Here is a 26624-nt window from a genome sequence, read left to right as displayed (position 1 = left end):
CGGGCCCTTCGTCATACCGGACCGGTCGCGGGGTTCAGGTTGTCCGGGGCTCGAAGTCTCTGCGGGCCGAGAGGACCGGGCTCTTCCCCCGCACGCGGGATGCGCGCCGGGGAAGGCTCCGACCGGTCACACTGTCTGGGGTTCGAAATCCCAGAACGGGCGGTTGCGCCTACGGGCCGAGACCGTGTGGACGTGCTGCGGACCGAGCGTCGCCACAAAGTCCGACAACGCCTCCTGCTCCAGTTTCTCGGCCTGCTGACGGTCCCGCAGCGAACGGAGATCGGCGGCCTGGGCGATGCGGGCGGACAGTGTCAGCGGGTGTGTCCGGCCGAGCACCTCGGTGGCCAGGGCGGCGGTCGACTTGCTCAGTTCGGCGGCCGACTCCGGGTCCCCGACAAGACTGCGCAGGGCCGAGGCGTTGATGGCGCAACCAAGGGTCCAGGGGTGGCGCTCCCCCACGGCCGCGGTCATGTCCGTCAACGCCTGCTCGCCCAGGGCGTAGGCATGGTCCCGCTCGCCCACACTGCGCAGGATGAGAGCGTGGTTGACACGGGCTCCCGCGACAAAAGGATGGCCCTCGGCGAGCATCACCTCGTAGCGGGCGACCGTGGTCTCGCTGAGTTCGCGGGCCTGGTCGATGTCGCCGTGTTCGCGGATGAAGCAGCTCTGACTCGTGGCGTAGCGGAGCGTGTCCGGGTTCGTCTCGCCCAGCACCCGCTCCGACCGCTCCAGCACATCGGCGAAGAGCCTCCCCGCCGACTCGTGGTCCCCGCTGCGGTAGTGGCAGAAGGCGAGGTTGTGCCGGCCCTTCAACGTGTAGGGGTTGTTCGCGCCCAGCACCAGGACCAGCTCACGCACGTTTTTTGTCTGGACCGACTCGGCGTCCGCATAGCGACCCAGAAGACGCAGGTCGAGGGCGTAGGACGTCTCCGAATAGAGAGTCCACGGATGCCGGGCCCTCAGCAGCGCCCGCCGCGCCTCCATCGTCCGGCGGTCCACCTCCAGGGCCTCTTCGAAGCGGCCGAGCAGGACGAGCGTCGCAGCGACGTTGTTCTGAGCGTTGAGGGTGCGGGAGTCCTGCTCGCCCAGGAGCTCGCGATAGGCGGCCAGCAGCGATTGGGACAGTTCGAGTGCCTCGTCGTAGCGACCCAGGCCACGCAGGTCGGCGGCCAGGCCTCCGGCCGCCCGGAGGTGTTCCAGGTCCTGCGGCCCTCGTTCCTCCCTCAAATGCTCGACAGCGGCGCGCTCGATCGCCTCCGTACGCCCGTATTCACCGACGCTGCGCAGCAGGTTGGCGTAGTGGTAGGTCAGTTCCCAGATCCGCGGGTGCGTCTCTCCCAGCAGGGACCGCCAGGTCTCCAGGGCCCGCTCCCCGAGTTTGATGCCCGCCGCGTACTCGCCCGAGAAGAACATGTAGCGAAGGCAGTTGAACACCAGACGCTGAATGTTGGGATCGGTGCTGTTGAGCACGTCCGCGTACTTCAGATGCGGGACGATCTCCGCGTACACGGGCCACAGATCCGGGTCCGTCGGCCTGCGGGGATCCGCTGAAGCCAGTGCCTGGCGTACCACCTCGATGAACTCCTTGTGGTCCTCTGCTGGCATGTCCTTGCCGACGATCTGGTGCACCATGCGGTGCAGATACAACGACTCGCCGGAGGCCGCCGCGTCGTCGGAGGTCGTGTCGTGGGACTCCAGGCGGACCACAGAGTACTGGCGCAGTTGGTTGATCGCCTTGTTCCACAGGAGCGGGTCGTTGAGCAACCCGGCGACCTGCTCGGGCAGTTCGTCGTGCGGCATCTCCTTGAGGAGACGTACGGGGATGAAGCCGGGCGCGAAGAACGTGCACAGGCGGAGCAGGTCCACGGACTCCGGGACCGTCTCCCTCAGTTTGTTCAGCAGTATCGACCACGCCGTCTGGAAGGCGAGCGGGAAGTCGGCGGACACCTTGACCACGTCCTGGTCGATGCCGCCCTCCAGAAGGGCGATGTAGTCGTCGACCGACAGATCCGAGTCGTTGAGCCAGCCGGCCGTCTGGTCCAGCAGCAGCGGAAGGTCCTCCAGTGCCTCGGCGAGCTGGTCGGCCTCGGCATCACTGAGCCGCGGCGCGCGGCGGCGGATGAACGCCACGGACTCGTAGCGCTCGTACACGGGCACTTCCAGCAGCTTGCTGTTGTGCTCGGTCCACTCCGGGTTCCGTGAGGTGATCAGCACATGTCCCGGGCCGGTCGGCACGAGGTCCCAGATCTGGTCCGGTTCGTCCGCTCCGTCCAGGACCAGCAACCAGCGGGCGTACGGATCGCCTCGCCGCAACGAGTCGCGGACGGCCCGCAGACGCTCGCCGTACTCCTGGCCCGTGGCAAGGCCCAACTTCGGGGCCAGCTCGGCGAGATAGCGGCGGTAGCTGACCCTCTTCTCCGCGTTGACCCACCACACCACGTCGTACTCGGAGCCGAACCGGTACACGTACTCGGCGGCGAGCTGTGTCTTCCCCACGCCCGACATGCCGTGCAGGGCCACCACGCCCGCGCCGGCGTCGGCGCTCTGCAGGAGGTGGTAGGCGTCGTTGAGCAGCGACTCCCGGCCGGTGAAGCGCGTGTTGCGACGAGGGACACCGCCCCACACCTCGGGCATGGCCGCGGGGAAGCGCGGCCCGCGCCGGGTGCTGTTCGCGGATTCGGGCAGCGGATCGACAGGCAGGTCCAGACGCTCCAGCAGGCGGCGCTCAGCCTCGTCTGCACCTGTGTTGGTCAGGTCGGCGGCGGAGAGAACTGCGGTGGCCGTGGGCACCGGACTCGTGGTGACCGAGACAGCCGCGAAGCGGGAGGGATCAGGGGCCACGACGTTACGGAGGGCCGCGTTCCACTCTTCGTAGGTGCGTGGGCCCAGCTGGAAGTACCACTCGCTGACGACCATGAGGATGCGGCCCTCGGCGAGCTTCAGGTCGCGCAGGCAGTCCTCGAGGGGGACCTCGGCCGGGGAGTCCCAGCGCAGGTAGACGACCCGGAGACCGCGACGCTCGAGTCGGTCACCGATCCAGGCCGCCCAGGCCCGGTTGAACCCGGCGAAGCTGATCGTGACCGTACGAGCTCCAGACATGCAGCGGCCTCCCTGCGCGTCATCCCGAAAAATCCTAGAACCTAGGCGCCGTACTCCGATAGGCCGCTGGCTGCAACCGACAACGATCGCTTCGGTTCGTAGTGTGTCGCGCTGATCTTCGCGCAAGAGACCCTCGGACGGTCGGACCTTCACTCATTCAGTCGAGGAAAGCCCGGGACCGTGCCGCTGCACCCAGAGGTCGCGTGCGGCGCGGATGTACGCCTCCGCCCGGGCGACGAGGCGGTGCGGCGCCGGCTGATCGGTCATCCGTTCGTACGTCGCGACCATCCCGTCGACGAACCGCCGTCCCACGGAGGTGAGCTCGGACGTCGCCACGAGTGCCGGCAGAGCCGCTCCGACCTGCGCGTGATAGCGAGCGTGCAGAGTCCACGCCGCTTCGCCGTCGGCCGCGTTCGTGGCGGCCAGTGCGACGCGCTGATGGAAGTCGGCGAGGGCGAGATGCGAATAGGCGCCCTGCAACAGGCCGTCGAACGGCCGGGGGTCCGGCCGCCAAGGGGCGAAGTACCTCTCCTGCGGACCGGCCCGATGGAGTGTCGCCATGTCGCTCAAGGCCGCCAGCTTCGCGTGGTTCAACTCGTGCACCAGCGTGGCCGCGAACAACGCCGGCGTGTGCGGGGTGCTGCTGAGGAGGGCACCGAACGCCTCTCGCCTGGTGGCGCTGCAACTGCCGCTGCTCCGGTTGCCGGGGGCACCGCCGGGCGGGACGGCCAGCGGGACCAGGCACCGCAGCAGGGCGACCGCCTCGGCGAGGCGGCCCTCTCCTGCCGGCCGCAAGGCCTCGGCCGTCCCCGCCCAGGCCTGCACCCATCGCTTGCGCTCGGCCTCGTCCAGCGTCACCGGACCGCTCATCGTCTCGTGGCGCGGGCCGTCCCGTACGGTGCGGTACGGGTCGAGATCGTCCATGGGCATGGGCTCGGCGCCCTCCACCAGCCCCGGCAACGCATACGCGGGGGTCCACGCGGGTGACCCCGACCATGCGCCGACCCCCCTCTCGGGATACACCACGATGTCCGTGGCGTCGGGCTGACGCATGGTCAGGCGACCGTGTCCGCAGACGACGTCCACGACCGCCTCGCCGCTGGCCACCGTGTGCAGCTCCCCGAGCGAAGGCAGTGTGAGGACCCCGTCCTGGGCCGTCAGCCGGGCGGTGAAGGAGAGACCGGCGCGCGCCGCGGCCACGGCGGCGACGGCGCTGAAGTGGGCAAGGTCCTGCGCCAGTTCCCGGGCACGCTCCTGAGCCGAGGCTCCGTTCTCCGCGTTCAGGCCGCTCAGGCAGCGTTTGGCCCAGGGGCCCAGGAGCGGATACAGAAGCCGGTCCCGGGCCGGAGAGCGGCGGGGGCCGACCGGGTCGTGCGGACGGGTCGCCGGGCCCTGCGTGTGTTCCGCCCCGCTTGCGGCGGCCGTCCGCCCTCCCGCCGGACCCACCCGGTCCGACTCCACCAGCAGCGCCCAGTCCTCACGCACCCGCGCCCGCATAGCGGCCGGGCAGACCGCCTCGTCGGCGCCGTCCACGGCGTCGAGCACCGCACGCAGCACCAGCAGTCGCCGGGTGTCCTGGTCGCGTACCAGGTGTGCGAGCGTGTCGGGGCCGCCCTCGGTACGGCCTAGTTCCGCAAGGGCCTGGTCGGAGACCTCCGGAAGGATCACGGGGTGCTCCCTTCGCATGGGACGGCGGGGACGGGAGCCCGGGGTGCCGCTGCCGTGTCGAGGAGCCGCCCGGCCACATGGCGAATGAATCGCTGCAGGTCGGCGCAGTACACGGACGGGTTGACGAAGCCGTTGCCGGCTCGGTAGCGGTGGGCGTAGTGGCCGCCGCCGCAGACGGTGAGCAGGGGGCAGGCCCGGCACTGCGCCGCGAGTGCGGCCGCGCCCGCCTGCCGGGCCGCCACGCCGGGATGGCACAGGGCCTTCTCGAAATCGTGGCGGAAGACGTCCAGACCGGTTCGCGCTGCACCCTCGTACGCCGACTTCAGCGAGTCCACCTGCTCGATGGAGCCGTCCGTCTCCACCACCACCGCGTCGAACGGTGCGAGGCCGAGCGACTCCGTGGCGGCCGGCATCCCCAGCAGCAGTGCCAGGCACTCCTCGAAGAGCCGCACCCGCATCTCCCGCCGCCCGGCGCCCCACCAGCGGTCGAAGACGGTGCACAGCCAGTCCCCGTAGGGCGCGCCCGAGCCGTCCAGATGCGGCGGCGGGGTGGACCAGTTGCCGTGCGGCAGCAGCAGGTCCAGGGCCGGCGGGTGCAGGGTGAGCAGGGACTCGTACGTCTCCAGCGGGTCCAGTGCCGGGTCCACCACCGTGAGGATGCCGGCGTACGCCTGCGGGAACCGGTCCGCGACCAGACGCGCTCCGCGCGAGGCGGCGGGCCACGAGGGGTGCCCCGAGTGGTCGACGCGCGAAGCGTTGTGGGCCGCGAGGCCCCCGTCGAGGCTGATACCGATGCGGATGCCGCTCCGGGCCAGTGCGGCCGCCCGTCGCTCCGTCAGGAGGGTGGCGTTGGTCTGCACGACGGGGTGGACGGTGCAGCCGGCCGGGACGCGGCTTCGTACGAGGTCGGTGAAGCGGACCAGGGTCTCGGCACCCGCGAGCAGCGGTTCACCGCCGTGCAGGACCAGTGAGACCGCCGTCAGACCGTGGGCGCAGGCGTGCTCGGCGATGCGGTGCGCGGTGCGGTCCAGGACCTCGGGAGCCGCGGCGGCCGGGCGGTCGCGCCAGGTGCGGTCGGGTCCCTCGTACAGGTAGCAGTAGCGGCAGGCGAGATTGCAGCGGCCGTTGACCTTCACGATGAACTGCCGGAAGGGCACACGTGCCCGAAAAGTTCCGGCATCCGGCGACACACCAGCACCCCCATGCCGTACGGCTCTCACTCCGGGGGCACTTCCATGGCACGACCCCCTACCCGTGTGGGAGCACATGCCTGTACACGGGTTGGGACAAACGCCTTGCGATGGAATTCGACTGAAACTGGTGGGTCATGGCCGTATTCGACAAACGCTTCTGATGGCCGCCACGTCTCCGCCCCTTAGAACGCGCTGTTGAACCCCCACAGCATCTCGCTGGGCTGCGCCGCCCGCTCCCGCAGTTCGTCCAGCACCTCGGTCAGCACCGGATGGCGAAGCGTCCTCAGCTCGTCCAGGTCCAGCTCCAGCAGATCCGGCAGCGGCTCCGGCGTCTGCGCCGTCGGCTCTCCCGCCTCCGGCACCTCGGCTGCCGCCTCGTCCCTTGCCTCCATGGTCCGTCCCTCTCCGCTCGCCCCGCTCACTCCAACTCCGCCAAACGCTGGGCGGTCTGCCGTGCCGTCGGTTCGCCCGAACCCACGTGGTCCTCCGGCAGCCTCGACCACTCCGCCCGCGCGGCCCGGTACGCCTCACGGGCCGCGCGCGGACGAGCGGCCGCCTCGTAGGACATACCCCGCCAGTGGCGCGCCTGCGCCCCCAGTTCGACGGCCTCATGACGCCGGCGGTCCGTTTCCGCGTCCTCCTCCGCCGCCCTGGCCGCGTCCGAGGCAGCCCGGAACGCGTCGACGGCCTCGTCCAGACGCGAGGGACGCCCGAGGCTCTGGTACGCCTCGAACTGCACCTGCCCCGCCTCCAGCCAGCAGCGGGCGGCCAGCAGCGGATCGTCCGCCTCCGCCGCCGCGAGCCCGAAGAGGTGCTCGGCCTCCCGCAGATCGACCCGATCGCCTCGTGCCCGGTAGCGGAGCATCAGCGCCCGGCCCAGGAGCAGCAGGCGGTGCCCGAGGTGCGGACTGCCCGCCGGGGTCTCCGCGCGGCAGTCCCGCAGCACCCGGATCGCCCGGGACAACGGCTCCAGGGACCGGGAACCGGTCTCCAGCGCCGCTCGGCGCAGCAGGACCTCGCCCCACTCGGCGAGCACGTCGGCGTGCGTGGGCGCGTCCCGCGGCATGCGCTGGGCCGCCTGCGCGAAGTGGTCCGCGGCCCGGAGGAGTTCGCGCGGGTCTCCGGTCTCGGCGTAGCGGGCGTCCCTGATGCGTCCGCCGCGCACCAGGAGGGAGGCGCGCAGGCCCTGCTCCCGGGTGAGGCCCAGCGCCTCGTCGACGCGGGCCTGGGCGTCGTCCAGGTCGCCACCGGACCTGAGCAGTGCGTCCACCAGGTCGAGCAGGACGCGGACCCGGTCACGCGGGCTCCGCGCGGGCCCGCCGTCGGCCTCGGGGACGTTCTCCAGTGCGCTGCGCAGCGACTGCGCGCCCTGTTCGGCGTAGAGGCGGCCCTGCTCGGGATCGGCGGTTGCACCCGACAGGTGCAGCAGGATCCGGCCGTGGGCGAGCGGCAGTTCGGGCGGCCGTCGGCGGCGGTCGGGCCATGCGTCCGCGAACGCCTCGAGCATGCCCACCGCACCCTGCAGCAGTGCGCTGTCGCCACCGAGCCGCCACTGCGACTCCAGTCCCCCGACGCGCTCCAGGGTGAGCCTGAGGGCCTGCTTCTCGTCCAGCTCGGGCGCCGCGCAGGCCACGGCGTACTCCCGGTCCGCGCGGCGCAGGAGTTCGAGTGCGCCGTGCGGGTCCCCGCGGCGCCGGCGGTCGGTGGCGGCGGCCCGCAGCACCCGGGCGAGCACGGCCCGTTCACGCAGGGCACGGGGATGACTCACCGCTCGCTCCGCGGCCGTCTCCGCCTCGCGCAGCAGTTCGGCCCCGCCCAGCACTTCCCACAGCCGCAGCGTGCAGTGCGCGTACTCGGCCCACAGTTCGGGGTCGGTGCCGATGCTCGGCTCGTGCTCCGTGGCCCCTCTCAGCAGCTGCACGGCGTCGATGAGGTCCTGCACCATGCCCTCCCGGTCGAACTGCCCGACCAGTGCCCGGGCGCGGACGACGGCCGAGTGCGTCGGACGCTCCGCGGCCCGGCCCGGGCCGCCCCGCCTGCCGTAGAGGGCCAGATCGTTCGGCAGCGGCATGAAGCGCTCGAGGACACGGGCGGCCACCTCGGCGAAGGGCTGGGGCACGAGGGTCGCGCCGCCGTTGTCCCCGTTCTCCTCCGGGTAGGCGGTGTCGGCCGCGTAGGGGCGGCCCGTGCCGCCGTCGCCCAGTTGCGCGAGGGCGAGGGCCGGGAAGTTGGGGCCGCCCTTGCCGAAGCGCTGTTCGATGTACTCGGAGCAGTGCTTGAGCACCAGCATTGCCTCGTCCCGGCCGAGCGGCGACAGCAGCGACTCCTGCACTCCGGGCGCGAACTCGTACCACTGCACACCGTCGCCGCCGTAGTCCTCCTTGGCACGTGAGAGCAGCCCGCTGAGCAGGACCTCGGCCAGTTCGGACGGCCCGGAGTCGGGCAGCATGGTCCGCTGCACCAGCTGCATCACCGGCAGGCACAGCGGTGCCGCGGCGAGGTAGACGGCGAGCCGGCCCGCGGCCGGGGAGGCGGTGGAGCGGAAGCGGCTGACCAGTTCCAGAGCGGAGGGACGGCGGCCGGGGCGCGCCGCGGGTGCCGCCGGCTGATCGGCACGCACCCAGCCCACGGCCCCGGCGACCGGACCCGCGCCAGCCCCGGACAGCAGCCTCGCCCAGGCGCCGAGTGCCACCGGCTCGGGCGGCAGCACCGGCACCGGGAGGGCGCCCCGCCGGGCCTCGGGCGACAGGCCCCCGGGGGTGCGCACGCGCAGCGCGGTGGCGCCGCCCAGTGTCTCGCCGCGGGTCAACTCGCCGTAGGTGACGGGCAGCCGGGTGCGGTTCCACATGCGTTGCGGCAGCGGCTGGAGCACCGCGACCGGGGCCTGCCGGGACAGCTGGTGCAGCAGCCGGTGGGCGTGGCCGCTGCGCCACAGCGGACCCGCGCAGTCGCTGACCAGCAGCGTGATGCGGCGGCCCGTCGGATCGCTCAGCCGGTCGGCCGAGTGCAGCGGCGCGGCGTGCGGATCGGGACTGCGGCTCACCGCGGGCTCGCCGTCCGGACCCTCGTGCAGATGGCTGACCTGGATGTCCCAGAAGGCCCCCAGCCGGCTGAAGACCTGCTCCAGTTCGGCGAACATCCGGTCCCACACCCGCATCGACGACGAGGCGTCCATCACCAGCTGGAGTCGTGCGTCGGCCCGGGTCACCGCACGGAAGACCGGGAGCACCAGACCGCCGGCCCGGGCGCTCCGTTCCGCCGTGGCCGTCTCGTCGAGCACGGACCGCCGGGGCGGAGCGGCACTGCGGTAGCCCTGCAACGGGCGTAATGCGCGCTGGAGTTCGAGCGGGGCGGGAAACACGGGCGCCACGGGAACGCCCACGGGCAGCGCCGTGGCCCGCCCCCGCCCCCGTAAGCGCTCCCCGCCGTGCTGGGGAACCGTGTACAGCGCGACACGCCGGTCGCCCTCCGGCTCGTGCGGCAACGGCCCGGGAGGTGCCGGGTCCGCGGCGGGCGCGTCCGCGACCGGTGCCGCGCCCGGCTGCGGCTCGCTGCGCCCGGCCTCCTGCGGGCCGGAGCGGTCGGGCAGCGGGGACACCGCCTCATCGGACCCCGCCGGGCGCGTCCAGCGCGCCAGCCACAGGACGTCGCACAGTTGCTCGCCGTCGGGATCGAGACCCGCCTCCCTCAGTCCGGCCACGAGTTCGGCGATCGGATCGCGGGCGGGCGGGACGGGGTCCCCGGCGCCGGGGCCTTCGCCGGGGCGGACGGGACCGTGGCGCGCCGTCGCGTCGGGCATCGGCGTCACCTCGGCCGGTCGAGTCGCTGGATGAGCAGGTCGGCCAGGCGGTCACGGCTGGGCGGGGCGGCCGCGTCGGTGAGGTAGATCGCGTTCAGCAACTGGTCGGCCGCGACGAGTTCGCTGCGCGACCGCTCCAGGAAGTGGGTGATCAGATCGTCTCCCGCACGGGCCGCCTCGTCGCCGAGATGGGCCCGTACGAACGTCGCGAGCCTCTTGTGGTCGGGACGGCCGAGCTGCAGATGGATGCACCGGCGCATCAGCGGAGCCGGGAAGTCGCGCTCCCCGTTGCTGGTCAGGACCACGAAGGGGAACGCACGGCAGCGGACCCTTCCGTCACGCACCCGCACCTTGGTGCCGTCGGCGGTGAGCACCTCCGCCTCACCGCCGGGCAACCGGTCCGCGATGCGCTCCAGTTCGGGGATGGCGAACTCCCCCTCCTCCAGCACGTTCAGCAGGTCGTTGGGCAGATCGATGTCGCTCTTGTCCAGCTCGTCGATCAGCAGCACACGCGGCACGTCGGAGGGCAGCAGCGCGGTGCCGAGCGGTCCGAGACGGACATAGCTGCCGATACTCTCCACCGCCCCGGGCGAACCCGCCGCAGAACCGAAGCCTCCCTGCGCCGCGATCTGCACGTCCTGGAGCCGGGCGATGGCGTCGTAGTGGTAGAGGCCGTCCTGGAGCGTGGAGCGGCTGACGATGGACCAGCGCAGGACGTTGCCGAGGCCCAGTTCGTAGGCGACGGAGTGCGCCAGGGTGCTCTTGCCCGCCCCGGGGCTGCCGGTGACGAGCAGGGGGCGGCGCAGATACAGCGCCGCATTGATCATCTCCAGTTCCTCGGCTCCGGGCCGGTGCAGCTCGGCCAGGTGCCGGTACGCCCCGAGCCTGCGGTCCTCGGACCCGTCGCCGCCGTTCTCCGAAGCCGAATCGCGGCCCGTGAAGTCCCGCCACGGCGGAGGGGCGGGCAGCCTCTCGATCCCGTCGTGCGGTTCTCCGGCGCCCCGGTAGATGAGCCACTCACTGGATTCGGTCATGATCCGGTCCTCGTCGTCACTCGTCCACGGCAGCCGTCGAACCTGATTCACCGTATCGATCCGCAGGAGCCCTGGTAAGGGCGCGGTACGGCCTTCGGCGCGGTCGCTTCACGGTGCCTCCAGCAGGTCGTCGCTTCCCGGCAGCGGGCGGTGCGGATCGTCGTAGAGCAGCGCGATGCCGTCGGCCCAGTACGTCTCCGCACGGCCCGCACGGAGCCCCGCCCGCAACTCGTGCACCAGCTCCGGAAGCCGTTCCGCGCTGCCGGCGCCGGCCACCGTGTCACCCGCCCCTCGGTGGAACTCGCCGCACACGGCGTCCCGTTGGCCCCGCCAGCGTCGCCACAGCGCCACGCCGAAGCCGCCGTGCACGATGCGTGCGAGCGCCACCCCGTCGTCCTCGAAACGCTGGTCGCCGTAGCGGCACAAGATCGGCACCGCGCCGTGCGGCAGGCCCCGGAGCCGGCTCAGCGCCGGTACGGGTATCCGCAATCCGTCGTCGCAGTCCAGCAGTTCGGGCTGGGCGTCGTGCGCGTGGATCCACCGCCAGCGGGCCTCCCGCTCCCGGCGCTCCTCCTCGGCGTCGGCCGGATCCTTCTCGGGCGGCCCGTAGTCGTCGAGCAGCCGGTCGCGGTCGGCGCAGCGCACCACGACGGGTCGTTCGGCGCCGAGCGGCGCGTCCGCCGCCCTCAACTGCCAGGTGTCCACGGCCAGTCCGAGCAGCGTGCGGGGCAGCGCCACCTGGAGCACGGCGGGCCGACCGGGCTGGTCGCACTGGCGGAAGGCCTCCGCGAGCGGGGGCGCCAGGGGGCCCGGCAACGCGTCCAGCGACACCCGCTCCGCCTCGTCGAGGCGTACGACCTCGCCGTCGGGCCGGGCCACCGAGATCCGCCAGTCGCAGCGGTCCGGTTCCCAGCCCCGCTGGACGAGTTCGAGCAGAGCGCACGGGCGGGGCAGACGGCCGAAGGCGTGCGCCTCCTCCAGTCCTCCGCGCGACGGGTCGTGGTGCGAGGACAGGTCGGGCCCGTTCGGCGGGCCGCCCTGGGCCCCGGGCACGAGGTCCGGCGGATCGTGCCGGGGCCGGGGCTGGGGCAGCGGCGCGGGCCCGGAGGGGTGCCGCGGACGGAGGAGTTCGATGCGCCGCTGCGCCAGGCTGCGGCGGTATCGCAGGCCGAGCCCCTCGGAGCTCTGCCGCACCCACTCCCACAGGGCCTGCTCCGCCTCCCCCGTGCCGGGCGACTCGAAGGGACGGTCCGCGGCCATGACCTGCATCGCGTAGTCGAGAACGAGTTCCAGCCCGCCGTCCTGGCGAGCCCCCTCGTAAAGGGCGCCGAGGCCGTCGCGCCAGCCGCGCGGAGCCGGCTGGGGAATCGCGCCCGGCAGGTCGGGCAGGGACTCCAGGATGTCGAGCAGACTGCGGGTGCTGCTCGGGGGCGGCAGGTCCGCGAGCCGGCCCAGCAACTGGATCCGCTCGTCGGGGCTGAGCGCGCGCCCGGGCCGCGCCTGGAGCTCGCTCTGCACATCGGCCCAGGTGAGGTGGTCGGAGTCGGGGTGCCGCTGCCGGTCCCTGTGGTAGCGGTCGTGGGCGTGGAAGACGGCCTGGTAGAGATCGCCGTGCTCGCTCCGTATCCCGTCCCTGGGGACGGACAGCGCCCGTAACTGCTCGATGCCGGTGGACGTGCCGCCGCTTCCGCGGTCCGACCGCGACTTCAGGACGCCGATGACCTCGCCGCGTACCGGGTCGATGACCGGCCCGCCGGAGACACCCGGCGGAAGGTCGTTCTGGCCGAGCCGCATCTGCACGCCGGAGGACCACCCGCCCAAGGTGCCCTGCACCGACAGCGGGCCGTCCAGGACCTGGAGTCGACCGTCCATCACGGTCCATCCCGCGTAGAACACCCGGCCCTCGCCGTAGTACGCGGCGGGCCGCTCGGAGACATAGACGCAGTCGTGGTCGACCGGCTCGCGCAGCTGGACGAGCGCGAGGTCCGGGGCGGGCCAGTTGCCGCGCCGGGCGCCCTCCGCGTGCTCCGGGACCGTGGCCGCGACGGTCCCGGCGACCGCGGCGCCACCGCGTCCCGGACCCGTCTCATAGACCACGGTCACCTCCTCCCCCTCCCCGGCCCGTGCCACGTGCGCGCAGGTCAGCACCCAGTTCGGCGCGACGAAGAAGCCGCTGCCGAGGAACGTGCCCGGCTCCTCGATGGCATACCCGACCCCCGCGCGATGGATGCGCACAGTCGCGGCCATGACGAGTTCACGCAGCGCACGACGGGCCGCGTCGAGGCCGCTCGATGCGCCCCGGGCGTGCTCGTCCGTCATGCCCCGCCCCCCGCACCGGCGGCTGCGGAGCCGCCGTGCGCCCGGGCGCCGCCGGCCGCATCCGTGCGCGGGGCGGCGGCCGGGGAGGACAGTGCGTCACCCGGCGTGCCGGTCCCCGGACCGGAGGCGTCACCGGACGGATCGGCGGCCGGCGGCCCGCCCTGCCAGGTGAGGGTGACCGTGATGCCCGCCTTGGCCTCGCCGTCGGCCAGCAGTCCGACCACCTTGCCCGCCTTCGCGGTCAGCTCGATCCCGAACTCGACACTGACCTCGTCGGGCCGCACCGCGCGCAGGGGTCCTGCCAGCGAACGCGCCACGCTGGTCACGACGGAGTGCAGGCTCTCGACCTGCGCCTCCACGCGGTCGGCGAATCCCGTGTCCGTGTACGACAGCTCACCGGGCGGCACCGCGAGCTCCCCGGCCCCCGATATCCGGGCCCACACCGGCGTTCCGTCCGGCATCTCGATGCGCGCTATCCGCGTCGACTCGTCCGCCATGGCATCCCCCGTTCCCCCGGGCCCCCGTGATCCCGCCTGCCGGTGCGCAGGCTAGCGACACGGCGGTCGTCGCGCGAGAGCCCCGCTCGCCCCGCAGGGCCGCCGCACTCCCGCCTATCATTTTCTTGTCCTCTCCTACCCCTCTACCGAACCGACGGAGCACCACCGATGTACTTCACCGACCGCGGCATCGAAGAACTCGAGAAACGGCGCGGCGACGAAGAGATCACCTTCGAGTGGCTCGCCGAGCAGCTTCGTACGTTCGTCGATCTCAACCCCGACTTCGAGGTGCCGGTGGAACGACTGGCGACCTGGCTCGCACGCCTGGACGACGAGGACGACGAGTAGCGTCCGCCGAGCGGGACAGGGACCGATCTGTAACAGCGGTACCGCGGCCCGTTCAGAGGCCGACCCGGCCCGAGGCCGGCCCGTTCGGGGTTCGGCGGTCCCGGTTTCCGAGCCCGCCGTCCACCTGGATCCGGCGGGGCGTCACACGCGCCTTTCCTGCGCGACGACCTCGCCGATCGCCGACGTCACGCGGGTCTCCGGCTCGCTGCCGCTCGCGGTCGCGGGACCCACCGCCCCCGGACGCGCCGTCGCGGGCTTCGGAGACCCGAGGCCCCGCTGCCACGGGCCTGCTCATCGGCTTCCCGCCCGTCCTCGCCTCGTTCCCGCTCGGGTGGATCCCGCTGGATCCCGGACCTGTCCCGGTGGATGGGAGTGTCCGCCTTCGGAGGAGGGCCAGCCCCCCGGTGTGTGCCGCCCTCGGAGGTGCGCTCCCTCGGAGGAGGCCCGCCCACGGAGGAGGCCCGCCCCGGGAGGGGCGCACCACCCGAACACACGCCCGGTTCGGACCGTTTCGCCGGTTTCCCCCATGGATTCCCCAGAACGGGTGTCTTGACTTTCCCGGTCCGCGATATATCGTGAATGACACAAGACGCGATATGGCGTGTCGTTCGCCGCGTGCGCAGTGTCCGCACGGCCGAGGAGGTCAGCACCATGTCCGAGTGGTCCGTCGCCGAGCCGAGGAAGCTCACCTTCGACGCCCCCGTGACGGCACTCCATGTGCGCATCGTCAACGGAACGGTGAACGTGGTGGGCACCGACGAAGGTTCCGCGCGCCTGGAGGTCTCCGAGATCGAGGGCCCCCCGCTGACGGTGACACACAAGGACGGCGTCCTCACCGTGGCGTACGACGACCTTCCCTGGAAGGGCTTCCTCAAGTGGCTGGACTCCAAGGGCTGGCGCCGCAGTGCGGTGGTCTCCCTGACCGTTCCGGCGTCAACCCGCGTCGAAGTGGGCGTGGTCGGGGCCAACGCCATGGTCTCGGGAGTCGACGGCGGCACGGACGTCAAGGGGGTCACGGGCGACACGACACTCGTGGGTATGTCCGGACCGGTCCGCGCCTCGACGGTGTCGGGAAGCGTGGAGGCCCAGGGGGTCACCGGGGAGCTGCGACTGAACTCCGTCTCCGGCGACCTGACCGTCATCGAGGGCGCCTGCCCGCTCGTCAAGGCCGACTCCGTGAGCGGCTCGATCATCCTGGACCTCGACCCCACGAGCGGCCCCACCGACGCCCGCCTGACCAATGTCTCGGGAGAGATCGCCGTCCGGCTCCCCCATCCGGCGGACGCCGAGGTCGAGGCGAACACCGCGAGCGGCACGGTCTCCAACGCCTTCGAGGACCTGCGCGTGACCGGCCAGTGGGGCGCCAAGAAGATCACGGGCCGGCTCGGCGGGGGAAGCGGCCGCCTGAAGGCGACGACGGTCTCCGGCTCCATCGCCCTGCTCCGCCGCCCGCCCTCGACGGACGAGCCATGGAACGCCCCCGGCCCACGGGGCGCGGCCGCCGGCCGCGACACCGCCGCCCCGTCCGATCGTTCCCCCCAGGGCACGACCGGCGCACCGACCGAGCAGAAGGGGCTCTGACATGCCTCCCGTCTTCGCCCATGGACGACTGCGCCTCTATCTGCTGAAGCTCCTCGACGAGGCCCCGCGCCACGGATACGAGGTGATAAGGCTGCTGGAGGAGCGTTTCCAGGGGCTCTACGCACCCTCCGCCGGCACCGTCTATCCGCGGCTGGCCAAGCTGGAGGCCGAGGGGCTGGTCACACACACCACCGAGGGCGGCCGAAAGGTGTACGCCATCACGGACGCGGGCCGCGCCGAACTGGCCGACCGCAGCGATGAACTGGCCGACCTTGAGCTGGAGATCCGCGAGTCGGTCGCGGAGCTGGCCGCCGAGATCCGCGCCGACGTGCGGGGGGCCGCGGGCGATCTGCGCCGTGAGATGCGGGCCGCGGTCTCCGAAGCCCGGCGGGGCACCGGGGAGCACACAGGGGCGTACGGGGACGGCAGTCCCTCCGAGAAGGAGGCATGGCGCGCCGCCAAGGAGGAGATGCGCCGCGTCAAGCAGGAGTGGAAGGAACAGGCCCGGCGCGCCAAGGACGAGAGCCGGCGGGCCCGCGAGGACGCCCAGCAGGCCCGCCGTCAGGCCAGGGAGGCACAGGAGCGGGCGCGCGCCCAGGCACAGGAGGAAGTGCAGCGCATCGCCCGCCGGGTTCAGGAGCAGGTGCAGGACCACTTCACGCGCGGCGACTGGCCGACCGGCGTCCGGGAGGGGCTGACCGAACTGGCCAAGGAGTTCGGCGAGTTCGGCAAGGAGTACGGATTCGGACGACCGGGTGGGACATCGGACGCGCCGAAGACGGCGAGCCGGCCGGAGTACTCGAAGACCCCCGAGGACTTCCCCGGCACCTACGAACCCTCCTGGGCGCACGAGGACTTCACGGGCGATCCGGCCCGCGCCCTCGACCGTCTGCTGGACCGCTTCCGCGACGACATCCGTGACGCGGCCCGCGACAACGGAGTGACGGAGGAGCAGCTCCGCGACGCGCGCCGCCATCTGTCGACGGCGGCGGCCCACATAGGGGCGACGCTGCGGTCGCGGAAGAGCTGACGGCAGTAGGCGCGGCCGTCCGGCCGCGCCGACCGGCCGGGTCACCCGCCACGCGACACCTCCACGGGGCGGGTGCTGACGTCAAGGGGCTCACCCGGCCTTGGTCTCCCCCTTCCCCCACAGCACGCGCTCGACAGACTCATGCGTCACCCCGTGGTCGGCGAGGACCTCGGCGGGGACGCCGGGGCGAGCGGTGAGGGCGAGAAGCAGGTGCTCGTCACCGATGTGCCGGTCGTCGTGGGCGAGGGCGGTGCGCAGGGACATGGCCAGCAGGTCCTTGGCACCACGGGTGAACGGGCGCCGCCCGGACCGCCGTGCGCCACCCTGGCGACCCGCCGCCAGCACGCCCTCACCGTGCGCCTCCTCGATCCGGGAGACGATCTCCGCCACGTCGACACCCAGCCCGGCGAGGGCGTCCGTGTCGGCGCGGGACAGTCCGCCGCGGCGGCGCGCCTCGGCAAGGTCCCGTACCACTGCTTCACGCTGTCCGGTGAGTCCGAGGGCGGCCAGGGCGAACGCGGCCCGGCTGCCCTCACGATCGAGAAGGGCGAGCAGCACATGCGGCTCGTCGACCCGTTCCTCGCCCGCCCGTTCGGCGTGCTCGATCGCCCCGATCACCACCGCACGAGCGTCCTTGGTGAACCGCTCGAACATCACTGCCTCCCGTACTTCTTGTGCACGGCCTGCCTGCTGACTCCGAGTTCTGCGGCGATCTCCTGCCACGACCACCCCTGATTGCGCGCGCTGCGCACCTGCACCGCCTCCAACTGCTCGAGCAGCCTCCGCAGCGCGGACACGGCCCGCAGTCCGATCCGCGGATCGCGGTCACCCGCGCGCTCGGCGAGATCCGTTGCTTCGGTCATGGTGTCAACTTAGATTGACATCACCCTGCATGTCAACCCCGGTTGACATGCAGGGTGATGTGGCCTCGCCGCGGGGACCACACACGAACGGCGGGCCCGGAAGGATTCCGGACCCGCCGCGGACGGCAAAGGTGGGCGTCGGTCAGTTCGCGGCCAGCACGATCTTTCCGAACTGGTTGCCGGACTCCAGTCGTTCGAAGCCCTCGCGGGCCCGGTCCAGCGGAAGCACCTCGTCGATGACGGGACGCACCCCGGTGGCGGCACAGAAGGAGAGCAGGTCCTCCAGTTCGTCCTTGGAGCCCATGGTGGAGCCGACGACCTTCAACTCCAGGAAGAAGATGCGGGTGAGTTCCGCATGGGAGGGGCGGTCACCGCTGGTGGCACCCGAGATGACGACGGTGCCCCCGGGACGCAGGGACTTGATGGAGTGGGACCAGGTGGCGGCACCGACGGTCTCGATGACCGCGTCCACCCGCTGCGGCAGCCGCGCCCCGGACTCCAGCGCCTCCACGGCGCCCAGTTCCAGGGCCCGCTTGCGCTTGGCCTCGTCACGGCTGGTGGCGAACATCCGCAGACCGGCCGCCTTGCCCAGCACGATCGCGGCGGTGGCGACTCCTCCGCCGGCGCCCTGGACGAGGACGGAGTCGCCGGGGCGGACCCCCGCGTTGGTGAACAGCATGCGATAGGCCGTCAGCCACGCGGTGGGGAGGCAGGCGGCCTCCTCGAAGGAGAGCTCCTTGGGCTTCGGCAGCAGGTTCCAGGTGGGGACGGAGACCTGCTCGGCGAAGGTGCCCTGGTAGCGCTCGGTGAGGATCGAGCGGGGCTCGTCCGGGCCGACACCATGGCCCGTCTGGCCGATGACGGAGTGCAGGACGACCTCGTTTCCGTCCTCGTCCACACCGGCCGCGTCGCAGCCGAGGATCATCGGGAGCTTGTCCTCGGAGAGACCGACGCCCCGAAGAGACCAGAGGTCGTGGTGGTTGAGGGAGGCGGCCTTGACGTTCACGGTCGTCCAGCCGGGCGTGCGCCCGGGAGCCGGGCGCTCCCCCAACTCGAGGCCCGTGAGGGGGTGGTCGCGGTCGATGCGGGCGGCGTAGGCAGCGAACATGACCTTGACGATAGGCTCCGGGATGGGCCTACGGAACCGGGGCTCGCTGTGACGCGTGTCCCGCTCGGCAGGTGCCGGAAGCGGCCCGCAGAGAGGCCGGACCGGATGACCGTGCCCGCGGGTGGGCGGATCCTGGTGCACCCGCCCACCCCGTGGAGCTATCGGCGCGCGACTCCCTCGGCCCGCGCGGCGGCCGCGACCGCCGCCGTCACCGCCGGGGCCACGCGCTCGTCGAAGGGCGACGGGATCACGTAGTCGGCCGCCACGTCGTCACCGACGACCGCCGCCAGCGCCTCGGCCGCGGCGATCTTCATCCCCTCCGTGATGCGGGACGCCCGCACCTGGAGGGCCCCGGCGAAGATGCCGGGGAACGCCAGCACGTTGTTGATCTGGTTCGGGAAGTCGGACCGCCCCGTCGCCACGACGGACGCGTACTTGTGCGCCACGTCCGGATGCACCTCGGGGTTCGGGTTGGCCATCGCGAACACGAAGGCGCCCTCGGCCATCGAGGCCACGGCCTCCTCAGCCACCGTGCCGCCGGAGACGCCGATGAAGACGTCGGCGCCCTCGAGGGCCCGCTCCAGCGAACCGGTCAGTCCGGCCTTGTTCGTGAATCCGGCGAGCTCCCGCTTGACCGGGGTCAGATCGTCCCGGTCCGGGGACACCACGCCCTTGCGGTCGGCGACCGCCACATCCCCGATCCCCGCCTCGACCAGCATCTTCGCGATGGCCACACCGGCCGCGCCCGCGCCCGAGATGACGGCGCGCAGCTCGCCGACGGAGCGCCCGGTCAGTTTCGCCGCGTTCCGCAGGGCCGCGAGCGTCACCACGGCCGTGCCGTGCTGGTCGTCATGGAAGACCGGGATGTCCAGCCGCTCCTGGAGCTTGCGCTCGATCTCGAAGCAGCGCGGCGCCGAGATGTCCTCCAGGTTCACGCCCCCGAAGGAGGGCGCCAGCCGCGCGACGGTCTCGACGATCTCGTCCACGCCCGTGCAGTCGAGGGCGATCGGGACCGCGTCCACCCCGCCGAACTGCTTGAACAGGATCGCCTTGCCCTCCATCACGGGGAGGGAGGCCTCGGGGCCGATGTCGCCGAGACCGAGGACCGCCGTGCCGTCGGTCACCACGGCGACGACGGACGACTTCCATGTGTAGTCGTGGACCAGCTCCGGCTGCTCCGCGATGGCGGTGCACACCCGGGCCACGCCGGGCGTGTACGCGAGGGACAGGTCGTCCTTGTCGCGGACCGGGACGGTGGCCCGCACGGCCATCTTGCCCCCGCGGTGCAGCGCGAATGCCGGATCGAAGGACTCGTGGGGCTCGGCCCCGCCGTCCTGGTCCGTATTGCCGTCGCTGCGCGAATTGACGATCTCCGCTGCCACTGTGTCGTACCCCTTAGATGTTCATGGTGTGAGGGTGACCACTCCTGATTGAGGGGTGGGCGGGACCGCGTGCGACCCAGGTGAGCTGATGCGTACGGGTGCACACGCGACGAGCGCGCCGCACACGCGCCCTGAGCCCCGGATGAGGGGTGTAGTGAACCTTCTTACCGGACGCACGGTGTCCCGGACGAGTCCGTACCACCAAGGTCACACGCCGGTGAGATGACTCATGCCGGAATATGTGGACAAGTTCGTAAAACGCCTCCTCAAGATCGCACACGCAGAGGTGCGATCAACCTCAACCCGGGTCGCGCCGAAGATCTTCCGGTCGGAAGGAGGGATTCCCGGACGAGGTCCGGCCGTGATCGGCCGTTCGCGACGGTCTGGGGTTCACCCGTTATCCGATTTTGACATGGCGAGTCCCCTGAATACGCGAGACCGAATGGCAAGATGCCTCAATCACGCGAGGTCGCGACACCCAAAGGTGTGTGTTCTCGTCGACCCATCGGCACAACCCATCTCGCCGGAGGAAGCCACCATGACCGCAAGCTCGACCCGTCGTACGACCGCCACGCGCTCGCGGATAGCCGCGGTCGGCGCCCTCGCGGTCGCGGGCACCCTGCTGGTCGCCGGCTGCGGTGACCAGACGGACAAGAAGAGCGACAGCAGCTCCAGCGCAGGCACGTCCTCGGCGCCGCTCGCCGCCAAGCTCCCGAAGGACATCAAGGACGCGGGCGTCATCAAGGTGGGCTCCGACATCGCGTATCCGCCGGTCGAGTACATGGAGGGCGGCAAGGCCGTCGGCATCGACCCCGACATCGCGGACGCGCTCGGCAAGCAGCTGGGTGTGAAGTTCGAGTTCCAGAACGGCAAGTTCGCCCAGCTCATCGTGGGCCTGCAGGCCAAGCGGTTCAACGTGGTGATGTCCGCGATGAACGACACCAAGGACCGCCAGAACGGAATCGACTCGGACACCGGCAAGAAGGTCGGCAACGGCATCGACTTCGTCGACTACTTCACCGCGGGCACCTCGATCCTGGTCCAGAAGGGCAACCCGAAGGGCATCAAGTCCCTGGACGACCTCTGCGGCAAGGTCGTGGCCCTCCAGCAGGGCACCACGTCGGAGGGCATCGCCAAGGCGCAGAGCACGAAGTGTACGAAGGACGGCAAGCCGGCCATCAAGCTGCAGACCTTCGACACCGACCCCGAGGCGCTGCTCCGTCTCAAGCAGGGTGCGTCCGTCGCCGACCTGAACGACTTCCCCGTCGCGGCGTACAACGCGAAGACCTCCGGCGGCGGCAACGACTTCGAGGTCGTCGGCGAGCAGATCGAGGCCGGCCCCTACGGCATCGGCGTCAGCAAGGAGAGCACTCAGCTGCGCGACGCGCTCCAGGCGGCCATGGCCGCGATCATCAAGGACGGCGAGTACCAGAAGATCCTCGAGAAGTGGAACGTCACGGACGGTGCGGTGACCGAGGCAAAGATCAACGGCGGCTCCTGAGCGTCACGCAACACTGAAGGGCAGTCACCGTGACTGACACTGTCGACAAGACTCCGGCGCCGACGGTGCCGCCGGAGCAGATCAAGGCCATCCCGGTGCGCCACTACGGGCGCTGGGTGGCGGGTGCGGCGGTCATCGCCATCCTGGTGCTGATCGGGATCGCCTTCTCCAACGCCAAGATCAACTATGGCGTGATCCCGGACTACCTCACCGACGGGACGATCCTGTCCGGCGTGTGGCACACGCTGTACATCTCCGTGCTCGCCATGGTGCTGGGTCTCGTCCTGGGCGTGATCCTCGCGGTGATGCGGATGTCGTCGAACCCGGTCACCAGCACCGTGGCCTGGTTCTACGTGTGGTTCTTCCGCGGCACTCCGGTCCTGGTCCAGCTGCTGCTCTGGTACAACATCTCGCTCGTGTTCCCCATCCTCAACCTGGGGTTCTACAAGGACGAGATGAACCAGGTGATGACCCCGTTCCTGGCGGCCCTGCTGGGCCTCGGCCTGAACGAGGCCGCCTACATGTCCGAGATCGTGCGGGCCGGCATCCAGTCGGTCGACGAGGGGCAGACGGAGGCGTCGCACGCTCTGGGCATGACCCAGGGCAAGACGCTGCGGCGTGTGGTCCTCCCGCAGGCCATGCGGGTGATCGTGCCGCCGACGGGCAACGAGTTCATCAACATGCTGAAGACCTCGTCGCTGGCCTACGCGGTCCAGTTCAACGAGCTCATCAAACGGGCCCAGGACATCTCCAGTACCTCGCTCGCGGTCGTGGAGATGTTCTTCGTGGCCTCGATCTGGTACCTGATCCTCACCACGGTCTTCAGCATCGCCCAGTACTACATCGAACGCCGGTACGCCCGCGGTTCGTCGCGCAACCTGCCGCCGACACCGCTGCAGCGCCTGAGGAAGAACCTCCGCCTGTTCGGTTCGTTCCGCCGCCCGGAGGTGGCCCGATGAGCAGTCTCGGCAAGGACATCGCCCCGAGCACGACCGGCCACCCGATGGTCAGGGCCGAGGGGGTGCACAAGTCCTTCGGTCTTGCGCACATCCTCAAGGGCATCGACCTGGAGGTGAACCCGCGTGAGGTGTTCTGCCTGATCGGCCCGTCCGGCTCCGGCAAGTCCACTTTCCTGCGGTGCATCAACCACCTGGAGAAGATCAGCGCGGGCCGGCTGTACGTCGACAATGAACTGGTCGGCTACCGGCAGCGGGGCGACAAGCTCTACGAGCTCAAGGAGAGCGAGGTCGCCGCCCAGCGGCGGAACATCGGCATGGTGTTCCAGCGCTTCAACCTGTTCCCGCACATGACGGCGCTGGAGAACGTCATGGAAGCGCCGGTCCAGGTCAGGCGCGAGTCCAAGGCCGTGGCGCGGGAGCGCGCGGAGCGGCTGCTGGACCGGGTGGGCCTCGGGGACCGCAAGGGGCACTACCCCGCCCAGCTCTCCGGCGGCCAGCAGCAGCGCGTCGCCATCGCCCGCGCGCTGGCGATGGAGCCGAAGCTGATGCTCTTCGACGAGCCGACCTCGGCCCTCGACCCGGAGCTCGTCGGCGAGGTGCTCGACGTGATGCGGGACCTCGCCGAGGACGGCATGACGATGATCGTCGTCACGCACGAGATGGGCTTCGCCCGCGAGGTGGGCGACTCGCTGGTCTTCATGGACGACGGTGTGGTGGTCGAGGCGGGCCATCCCCGCGACGTGCTGACGAACCCGCAGCACGACCGGACCAAGTCCTTCCTGTCGAAGGTCCTGTAGAGCAACGGGAGTGGGCCCCCACGTCCTTGACGGACGTGGGGGCCCACCTCTGTTGCGCGGCGGTGACCGACGGGATCGGGCCAGTCGGCGGTCGGGGAACCGCCCGACCTCGCCGCCCGGTTGCGCGCTCGGCCCACCTCGGCGCGAGCCACGCCGGACCTACTTCAGCGCGAGCAGCAGGGTGTCCGACGGCGAGCGCCACACCGGGCGCGCCTCGGCGAAGCCCTTCTCCCGCAGCACGCGCGCGTGCCAGGCGGCGGAGGGCATCTCTCCGTCGGCGTGGGCGCCGTAGATCTCGAAGCGGCGCGCGGTCGGCGCGGCCAGGGCGGGGTCCTTCGCGGCCAGTTGCCACCACTCCGCCCAGTCGAGGGCTCCCTCCCGCATGGCCCGGTCCATGCGGGCGTGCCGCTGGGTCCGCTCGGCCGCGTTGATACGGGGGGTGGTGTCGTCGATCATGTGGTCGGCGTTCATGAAGACGCCGCCGTAGCGGACGAGTTCCGCCACCTGACCGTAGAGGGCCTCGAGGGGGCCGGTGCGCAGCCAGTGGAGGGCCGTGGCGGTGAGGACCGCGTCGTACGCACCGTGCGGCAGCAGCGTAGGCCAGGCGGGGTCCTTGAGGTCGGCCTCGACGAAGGTGACGCGGTCGTCCCCCTCGAAGGTGCCGCGGGCGATGGCGAGCAGCGCGGGGTCGAGGTCCACCCCGGTACTGGTGGCCCCGGGGAACCGGGCGAGCAGCCGGGCGGTGATGGTGCCCGTGCCGCACGCGAGGTCGAGCACACGGGGCTCGGTGCCGACGAACGCCTCCACCATGTCGAGCATGATCCGGAAGCGTTCCTCACGGTCGGGCATGTACCACTCCTGCTGGCGGTCCCAGCTCTGCTGCCAGGCCCGCCAGTCGGTCGCCGTCGTCCCCGTGTCCGCCATCGTCGCCCTCCACCACGTCCGCCACGTAATACCCTGGAAGCACGATCAGCTGTTACCCGACCGCCCCACGACCATAGAGCGCCTCCGTAAGGACTACAAGTGGAACTGGCCTATTACTCGGACTACGCCGTACGTCTCGTGAACAGCGAGGAGCCGGCCCGGGGCAAGGACTCGCTCACCTCGGTGGATGCCGTTCGCGACCTCTTCGGGGTCAACCAGTCGGCGGCCCGCCGCGCCACCGACGCGGACGTGACCCGGTTCCGCTCGGTCAGGGCCCGGCTCCGCGCGGTCTTCGAGGCGGCGGACTCCGGCGACGAGACACTCGCCGTGGACCTGCTGAACTCGCTGCTCCTGGAGTTCCCGGTGAGCCCGCAGATCTCCGGGCACGACTACCGGGACGACGACGGCCGCCCGCTGTGGCACATGCACCTCGCGGACCACCCGTCGAACGCCACCGCGGGCTATGCGGCGATCGCCGCGATGGGGCTCGCCTTCCACCTCACCGCGTACGGCGTGGACCGCCTGGGCCTGTGCGAGGCGGCCCCCTGCCGCAACGCGTACCTCGACACCTCGACGAACCGCTCCCGGCGATACTGCTCGGACCGCTGTGCCACGCGCGCGAACGTGGCCGCCTACCGCGCCCGGAAGCGCCTGGAGGCCGACCGGTCCGAGAGCACCGGGCGGGCCGCGGAGAGCGCCCAGCGCGCCAGCGCGAAGAGCGAGCGCTGACCCGCCTTGAGCGGCCGGTACCGCAGTCGCACCTTCCCGAGGACGAGTTCCTCGGGAACGGCGCCGTAGTCGGTGCTGTCCCCGCCCGCGTACGGATTGTCCCCGAGCACCCACCAGCCGCCCTCGCGAAGCTGTGCCGCGCGCTTGACGACCAGCAGGTCCTGCTGGAAGGGATGCCGCAGGACGATCACGTCACCCGGCCGGACGCGTGCTCCGTACTGGACGAGGAGCCGGTCCCCGTGATGCAGCGTGGGCACCATGGACGGTCCCGTCACCTCGGCCACCCCGAACGGCAGCAAGGTCCTCGTGCGCTCGATCTCCTGCGACAGCTCCGGCATCACCGGCACCTCCCCGGTCCGATCCTCCACCAGTCCCAGTCTGACCCCGGACTTTTGACGTAAGCCCACGGGGGCACTCGCGAAAAGCCGTCCCCTACGGAGTAATGTCCCACCTGAGAAGACGATCACGAGGAAGGACAGCTTCATGCTCTCCCGCCTGTTTGCCCCCACGGTCAAGGTCAGCGCCCACTGCGACCTGCCCTGTGGCGTCTACGACCCGGCCCAGGCTCGCATCGAGGCGGAGTCGGTGAAGGCCGTACAGGAAAAGATGGCCGCCAACGACGACCCGCACTTCCAGGCTCGCGCCACCGTCATCAAGGAGCAGCGCGCCGAGCTCGCCAAGCACCACGTTTCGGTGCTGTGGAGCGACTACTTCAAAGCCCCGCACTTCGAGAAGTACCCGGAGCTGCACCAGCTGGTCAACGACACCCTGAAGGCCCTCTCGGCCGCCAAGGCGTCGAAGGACCCGGCGACCGGCCAGAAGGCGCTGGACTACATCGCCCAGATCGACAAGATCTTCTGGGAGACCAAGAAGGCCTGATGACCGGTCCTTCTGACCGAAGACCGGCGGGCGGTGCACCCTCGCAGGTCCGCGGTGCGTTCGAGGGGCCCGGCCGATTCGTCGGCCGGGCCTTTCGCGTTCCCGTCGGGCCCGCCTCAGCCCCGCTTCTCCCCGCCGTGCCACGTCCGGTGGTACCCCTCCCGCAAGGGCCCGCCCACCAGAGCGAGGACCTCGTACGCCGCCGCCGTCAGGGGGGCCGGATCCGCGTGTTCGGCGACGGTGAGCCGGGCTTCGAGCAGGGCACCGCCCAGCACGGGATCGGCGGCCGTCAGACGGCGCGGGAGCCACTTCCCGCCACCGCTCCAGGCGCGGCGATGGCCCGCAAGCAGTCCGGCCGCAGTGCTCAGCACCTGCTCGGCGACGGCCAGTTGCTCATGGCGGTTGTCGAGATCCGCCAGATCGTCCAGCAGATCGGTGAGCCGGTAGCGCGCGTCGTCGCGTTCCTCTGCGGTCAGCGGATCGGGACCCGCCTCCAGCTGGGCGCACGCCTCGGCCCGCAGTGCGGCGGCGTGCCCGTGCGGATCGTGCAGCAGGACCGACTCCGCGTAGACGAACTGCATCGTCCCCCGACGGCTTGCCCGGTCCGCCGCGAAGATCTCCGCGAGGCCCGCACGGGTGTGGGCGAACACCTCCGCGAGACGCCCCTCGTGGCGGAGCGTCTCGCGGTGTGAGACGTCTCCGTCCGCGAGCAGCACGGCGATGTCGAGGTCGCTCGTCGCGCTCGCCCGGCCGCCGGCCGTCGAGCCACCGAGCACGGCGGCGACGGCCTGCGGCCGGCGCTCCAGGACCAGGCGGCGCGCCCCGTCGACGGCCGCCGTGAGCATGTGCGCAGGGTCGGGATCCATGGCCGCATCGTCCCAGGGTCCGGATCGCGTAGGCCCCCCGGATTCCTC

At 71.3% G+C, this 26624-nt stretch carries 23 protein-coding genes; 8 read left to right on the top strand and 15 right to left on the bottom strand.

The genetic code is table 11. The features are described 5' to 3' along the window. Positions 1-126: 126 nt before the first annotated feature. The 8 genes from fxsT to ADL25_RS18445 all read right to left on the bottom strand — a co-directional run bounded on the left by fxsT (position 127) and on the right by ADL25_RS18445 (position 13609). The gene (gene fxsT / locus ADL25_RS18480) at positions 127-3099 is read right to left on the bottom strand and encodes an FxSxx-COOH system tetratricopeptide repeat protein (RefSeq protein WP_059128855.1); all 2973 of its coding nucleotides are present in this window, start codon (positions 3097-3099) and stop codon (positions 127-129) included. A gap of 153 nt (positions 3100-3252) precedes the next feature. Then, on the bottom strand, positions 3253-4767 hold the full coding sequence (locus ADL25_RS18475) for an aKG-HExxH-type peptide beta-hydroxylase (protein WP_420711347.1): 1515 nt from the start codon (positions 4765-4767) through the stop codon (positions 3253-3255). Next, entirely contained in the window at positions 4764-5924 is a 1161-nt protein-coding gene (locus ADL25_RS18470; RefSeq protein ID WP_059128854.1) for an FxsB family cyclophane-forming radical SAM/SPASM peptide maturase, read from the bottom strand. Before ADL25_RS18470 ends, ADL25_RS18475 begins: the two co-directional genes overlap by 4 nt. Positions 5925-6142: 218 nt before the next feature. Further along, positions 6143-6352 (bottom strand): FxSxx-COOH cyclophane-containing RiPP peptide, encoded by a 210-nt coding sequence (fxsA, locus tag ADL25_RS18465; RefSeq protein ID WP_059128853.1) that lies wholly within the window; start codon positions 6350-6352, stop codon positions 6143-6145. 26 nt (positions 6353-6378) lie between these two features. Beyond that, complete coding sequence (locus tag ADL25_RS18460; RefSeq protein ID WP_059128852.1) at positions 6379-9759, bottom strand: SAV_2336 N-terminal domain-related protein; 3381 nt, start codon at positions 9757-9759, stop codon at positions 6379-6381. A 5-nt stretch (positions 9760-9764) separates the two neighbouring features. Further along, a complete protein-coding gene (locus ADL25_RS18455; protein ID WP_059128909.1) occupies positions 9765-10793 on the bottom strand; it encodes an AAA family ATPase in 1029 nt (342 codons plus the stop codon). Between the two features lie 108 nt (positions 10794-10901). Further along, on the bottom strand, positions 10902-13112 hold the full coding sequence (locus ADL25_RS18450) for a trypsin-like peptidase domain-containing protein (RefSeq protein WP_059128851.1): 2211 nt from the start codon (positions 13110-13112) through the stop codon (positions 10902-10904). After that, entirely contained in the window at positions 13109-13609 is a 501-nt protein-coding gene (locus ADL25_RS18445) for a CU044_2847 family protein (protein WP_059128850.1), read from the bottom strand. Before ADL25_RS18445 ends, ADL25_RS18450 begins: the two co-directional genes overlap by 4 nt. Before the next feature lie 168 nt (positions 13610-13777). Between ADL25_RS18445 and ADL25_RS18440 the strand changes: the two genes are divergently transcribed. The 3 genes from ADL25_RS18440 to ADL25_RS18430 all read left to right on the top strand — a co-directional run bounded on the left by ADL25_RS18440 (position 13778) and on the right by ADL25_RS18430 (position 16568). Continuing rightward, positions 13778-13957, top strand: a complete 180-nt coding sequence (locus ADL25_RS18440) for a DUF6104 family protein (protein WP_059128849.1) — start codon at positions 13778-13780, stop codon at positions 13955-13957. Positions 13958-14608: 651 nt separating this feature from the next. Further along, a complete protein-coding gene (locus ADL25_RS18435; protein ID WP_159044950.1) occupies positions 14609-15538 on the top strand; it encodes a DUF4097 family beta strand repeat-containing protein in 930 nt (309 codons plus the stop codon). Between the two features lies 1 nt (position 15539). After that, entirely contained in the window at positions 15540-16568 is a 1029-nt protein-coding gene (locus tag ADL25_RS18430; RefSeq protein WP_059128847.1) for a PadR family transcriptional regulator, read from the top strand. Positions 16569-16658: 90 nt separating this feature from the next. Here the strand turns inward: ADL25_RS18430 and ADL25_RS18425 are convergent, their stop codons facing one another. From ADL25_RS18425 to ADL25_RS18410, 4 genes are all read right to left on the bottom strand, one after another. Further along, on the bottom strand, positions 16659-17222 hold the full coding sequence (locus ADL25_RS18425; RefSeq protein ID WP_059128846.1) for a Clp protease N-terminal domain-containing protein: 564 nt from the start codon (positions 17220-17222) through the stop codon (positions 16659-16661). Then, entirely contained in the window at positions 17222-17431 is a 210-nt protein-coding gene (locus ADL25_RS18420; RefSeq protein WP_010984411.1) for a helix-turn-helix domain-containing protein, read from the bottom strand. The genes ADL25_RS18425 and ADL25_RS18420 overlap by 1 nt, the downstream gene beginning before the upstream one ends. A 142-nt stretch (positions 17432-17573) precedes the next feature. Beyond that, a complete protein-coding gene (locus ADL25_RS18415; RefSeq protein WP_059128845.1) occupies positions 17574-18539 on the bottom strand; it encodes a zinc-binding dehydrogenase in 966 nt (321 codons plus the stop codon). 158 nt (positions 18540-18697) lie between these two features. Then, complete coding sequence (locus ADL25_RS18410) at positions 18698-19921, bottom strand: NAD(P)-dependent malic enzyme (RefSeq protein ID WP_059128844.1); 1224 nt, start codon at positions 19919-19921, stop codon at positions 18698-18700. Between the two features lie 538 nt (positions 19922-20459). On the opposite strand from ADL25_RS18410, the gene ADL25_RS18405 reads away from it, so the two are divergent. From ADL25_RS18405 to ADL25_RS18395, 3 genes are read left to right on the top strand one after another with little or no spacing between them, the layout of a single operon-like run. After that, on the top strand, positions 20460-21422 hold the full coding sequence (locus ADL25_RS18405) for an ABC transporter substrate-binding protein (RefSeq protein WP_059128843.1): 963 nt from the start codon (positions 20460-20462) through the stop codon (positions 21420-21422). A 29-nt stretch (positions 21423-21451) separates the two neighbouring features. Beyond that, the gene (locus tag ADL25_RS18400; protein WP_059128842.1) at positions 21452-22381 is read left to right on the top strand and encodes an amino acid ABC transporter permease; all 930 of its coding nucleotides are present in this window, start codon (positions 21452-21454) and stop codon (positions 22379-22381) included. Further along, positions 22378-23178, top strand: a complete 801-nt coding sequence (locus tag ADL25_RS18395) for an amino acid ABC transporter ATP-binding protein (protein ID WP_059128841.1) — start codon at positions 22378-22380, stop codon at positions 23176-23178. Before ADL25_RS18400 ends, ADL25_RS18395 begins: the two co-directional genes overlap by 4 nt. Before the next feature lie 159 nt (positions 23179-23337). Here ADL25_RS18395 and ADL25_RS18390 read toward each other — a convergent pair whose 3' ends face one another. Continuing rightward, on the bottom strand, positions 23338-24102 hold the full coding sequence (locus ADL25_RS18390) for a class I SAM-dependent methyltransferase (protein WP_059128840.1): 765 nt from the start codon (positions 24100-24102) through the stop codon (positions 23338-23340). A gap of 99 nt (positions 24103-24201) precedes the next feature. On the opposite strand from ADL25_RS18390, the gene ADL25_RS18385 reads away from it, so the two are divergent. Beyond that, positions 24202-24831: a CGNR zinc finger domain-containing protein gene (locus ADL25_RS18385; protein WP_059128839.1), complete on the top strand. Its 630-nt coding sequence runs from the start codon at positions 24202-24204 to the stop codon at positions 24829-24831. Here the strand turns inward: ADL25_RS18385 and sodX are convergent. After that, positions 24735-25169: a nickel-type superoxide dismutase maturation protease gene (sodX, locus tag ADL25_RS18380; RefSeq protein ID WP_079050453.1), complete on the bottom strand. Its 435-nt coding sequence runs from the start codon at positions 25167-25169 to the stop codon at positions 24735-24737. The genes ADL25_RS18385 and sodX overlap by 97 nt on opposite strands. Before the next feature lie 145 nt (positions 25170-25314). Between sodX and sodN the strand changes: the two genes are divergently transcribed. Continuing rightward, positions 25315-25710 carry a superoxide dismutase, Ni gene (gene sodN, locus ADL25_RS18375; RefSeq protein WP_059128837.1) on the top strand — a complete coding sequence of 132 codons (396 nt, stop codon included), beginning with the start codon at positions 25315-25317 and terminating at the stop codon, positions 25708-25710. Positions 25711-25826: 116 nt separating this feature from the next. On the opposite strand, the gene ADL25_RS18370 is transcribed toward sodN, so the two are convergent. After that, positions 25827-26576, bottom strand: coding sequence for a nucleotidyltransferase domain-containing protein (locus tag ADL25_RS18370; protein ID WP_059128836.1), 750 nt, complete (start codon positions 26574-26576; stop codon positions 25827-25829). Positions 26577-26624: the final 48 nt, after the last annotated feature.

It is taken from the genome of Streptomyces sp. NRRL F-5122, from assembly GCF_001507435.1.
Taxonomy (GTDB): Bacteria; Actinomycetota; Actinomycetes; order Streptomycetales; family Streptomycetaceae; genus Streptomyces; species Streptomyces lannensis.
This window is presented reverse-complemented; position numbering and strand designations above follow the sequence as displayed.